Below are 2,611 nucleotides of genomic sequence, written 5' to 3'. Positions count from 1 at the left end.
CGGCGTCGCCCCCGAGGAGGAAGACGCGGATTTCGACTTCGAGGAGGCGTTGCGGGAGATCCATGTGGAGTTGGAGGATCTCAATGCGGAGGCGGTGGAGCTGGCCGTGACGATCAAGAAGAACTTTGGGGAGTTGGGGGGGTGAGTTGGCCGAAGAGACCGCTTGAAGAGGTTGCGGACTTTTGTCTCGGCAAAATGCTGGATCAAACCAAGAACAGGGGCGATCTGCTGCCTTACCTGGCAAATGTGAACGTAAGGTGGGGTGACTTCGATCTCGAAGCCTTGCGAGAGATGCGTTTTGAGCAGCGCGAATTAGATCGGTTCGGACTGAAATACGGCGACATCGTGATGTGCGAAGGTGGTGAGCCTGGCCGATGTGCAATCTGGAAGGAGCAGATGCCCGCCATGATGTTCCAGAAGGCTCTGCACCGGATTAGACCGCACGAGTGTCTGAACCATGAATACCTTTATTACTATTTTCTTTACAGAGGACGGGCCGGCCATTTTTCACCTCTGTTCACTGGTGCGACGATCAAGCATTTGCCTCGTGAAAAGCTCGCCAAAGTGGAAGTCGAAGTTCCGCCACTCCCGATTCAGGAGCGCATTGCCTCGATCCTCTCCGCCTACGACGACCTGATCGAGAACAACCGGCGGCGGATTCAGTTGCTGGAGCAGGCGGCGCGGCTGCTCTACAAGGAGTGGTTCGTCCACCTCCGCTTCCCCGGCCACGAGCACGCCACCATCACCGACGGCGTGCCGGTGGGGTGGGAGCAGAAGCCTTTAGTCGACATCGCCGAGTTCAACCTTGGCAAGATGCTTGACGAGCGGAAAAACCGTGGAGACCTAAAGCCGTATCTTGCTAATGTAAATGTCCGATGGGCCAGGATCGTGCTCGACAACCTCCGCGAGATGCGTTTTGAACAAAGGGAGCTCGAGAAATTTAGTTTAAAGCTCGGGGACATTCTTATGTGTGAGGGAGGAGAACCGGGGCGTTGCGCAATGTGGAAAGACCAGATTCCTGGCATGATGTTCCAAAAGGCGCTGCATAGGATTCGTGCCGCTAAGGACATGGATTATCGGTTCCTTTTTCACAGCTTGTTCCATGAGGCGCAATCCGGAAAGTTGGCTGGCCTTTTTACGGGTTCAACAATCAAGCATTTACCTCGCGAAAAACTTGCAAAAGTCGAGCTGGTCATTCCACATCAATCTCTGATGCAATCCTTCGCCGAGCAAGTTGGACCGATCGAAGATCAAATTTCCGCATTGGAAGCGGCGGCAAGGAAAGCGGCCAAAGCCCGCGATCTCCTCCTCCCCCGCCTCATGAACGGCGAGATCGCCGTATGAGGGAGCCGCACATCCTGATCATCACCGGACCCAAGGGCGCTGCATAGGCCGCGATTGATCGACCAGGAAGACAAGCATGCAGGAGAATACCCAGACCGTTCATCGCCTCGATGACCCGGATTTCCGCCATGCCGAGATCGCCCTGAGGCGCGCCGCGATGAAGGCGCAACGCCAAGCACGCGAGGCGGGTCTTGAGCCCGTGGTGGCGGATCAGGCTGCGCCCGACACCAACGGTAAGCCAGAGTTGGATCAGCAAGGACCGGACTGAATCGGCGATATCAGAGCGTTTTGATCACAACCACGCTGGAGCGTCGTTCCGATCAAGCCTCGAACAGGTGCTTCAGGCGGTGGATGAGGAAGCAGGGCAGAGTCGGTGACTACGAGGCTGAGCGCAATCGATCACCCGGACTGCTATCCTAATTTCACTCGACACCAATCTGAAAAACGCTGCCTATGACCACGCAAATCGATCGTATTTCCCTGGATCCGGCCGTCATGGGAGGCAAGCCCTGCATTCGCGGTCTGCGGATGACAGTGGGGACCTTGCTCGGACTCATGGCGACGGGTGTGAGCCGGGAGCGCATCCTGGCCGCCTACCCGTACCTTGAGCCCGAGGACCTGGACGCTGCGCTCGCGTATGCCGCTTGGCGACTGGAGGAACGGGAAGAGGATCTCTCGGCGGCATGAGGCTGCGGCTGGTCATCGACGTCAACCTCTCGCCGGACTGGGTTCCAGTACTTGACGAAGCGGGATTCGAGGCCGTGCATTGGTCACACATCGGTGATCCATCCGCCCCGGATCGCGAGATCATGGACTGGGCGGTTGCCGAGGGCTACACGGTCTTCAGCCATGATCTCGACTTCTCGACCATGCTCGCACTCACGCATGCCGGCAGGCCGAGCCTGATTCAGCTCCGCGGTCCCAAGGTGTTGCCCGAACAGATCGCTGGGCCTCTCATCGCGTCGCTGCGGCGCTTCCGCAAAGACTTGGAATCCGGTGCTTTGCTGCTGATCGAGCCCGGACGAAGCCGAGTGCGCATCTTGCCGCTATGAGTCCCGCTCACTACACCGAAGACACCCTGGTCCAGCAGACCACGGCCGACTATCTGCAACAGCAGCTCGGCTGGGAATCGGTGTTCGCCTTCAACCAGGAGGACTTCGGGCCGGACAGCCTGCTCGGGCGCTTGTCCGACCATGAAGTGGTGCTGACGCGTCCATTGCGCGCGGCGCTGGAGCGGCTGAATCCGGGCTTGCCGGAGCCGGCCTAC

5 protein-coding genes are annotated in these 2,611 nt (G+C 58.6%); all 5 read left to right on the top strand.

What is annotated here, in order from left to right; all coding sequences use genetic code 11:
* Window positions 1-141: 141 nt before the first annotated feature.
* On the top strand, window positions 142-1,344 hold the full coding sequence (locus VBE63_RS27200) for a restriction endonuclease subunit S (RefSeq protein WP_323686120.1): 1,203 nt from the start codon (window positions 142-144) through the stop codon (window positions 1,342-1,344).
* A gap of 76 nt (window positions 1,345-1,420) precedes the next feature.
* Complete coding sequence (locus VBE63_RS27195) at window positions 1,421-1,612, top strand: hypothetical protein (protein WP_323686119.1); 192 nt, start codon at window positions 1,421-1,423, stop codon at window positions 1,610-1,612.
* Window positions 1,613-1,797: 185 nt separating this feature from the next.
* On the top strand, window positions 1,798-2,031 hold the full coding sequence (locus VBE63_RS27190) for a DUF433 domain-containing protein (protein ID WP_323686118.1): 234 nt from the start codon (window positions 1,798-1,800) through the stop codon (window positions 2,029-2,031).
* Entirely contained in the window at window positions 2,028-2,396 is a 369-nt protein-coding gene (locus VBE63_RS27185; RefSeq protein ID WP_323686117.1) for a DUF5615 family PIN-like protein, read from the top strand. Before VBE63_RS27190 ends, VBE63_RS27185 begins: the two co-directional genes overlap by 4 nt.
* On the top strand, window positions 2,393-2,611 hold a 219-nt coding region (locus VBE63_RS27180), incomplete at its 3' end, for a hypothetical protein (RefSeq protein WP_323686116.1). The genes VBE63_RS27185 and VBE63_RS27180, both read left to right, overlap by 4 nt.

This window comes from Lamprobacter sp. (assembly GCF_034860625.1).
Taxonomy (GTDB): domain Bacteria; phylum Pseudomonadota; class Gammaproteobacteria; order Chromatiales; family Chromatiaceae; genus Lamprobacter.
Note: the sequence above shows the minus strand (reverse complement) of the source record. Positions and strands in the feature narration are given on the sequence as shown.

Bases quoted from the DNA above. Each gene is read 5' to 3' on its own strand.
- VBE63_RS27185 (WP_323686117.1), top strand. From the start codon at position 2,028: ATGAGGCTGCGGCTGGTCATCGACGTCAACCTCTCGCCGGACTGGGTT.
- VBE63_RS27190 (WP_323686118.1), top strand. From the start codon at position 1,798: ATGACCACGCAAATCGATCGTATTTCCCTGGATCCGGCCGTCATGGGA.
- VBE63_RS27195 (WP_323686119.1), top strand. From the start codon at position 1,421: ATGCAGGAGAATACCCAGACCGTTCATCGCCTCGATGACCCGGATTTC.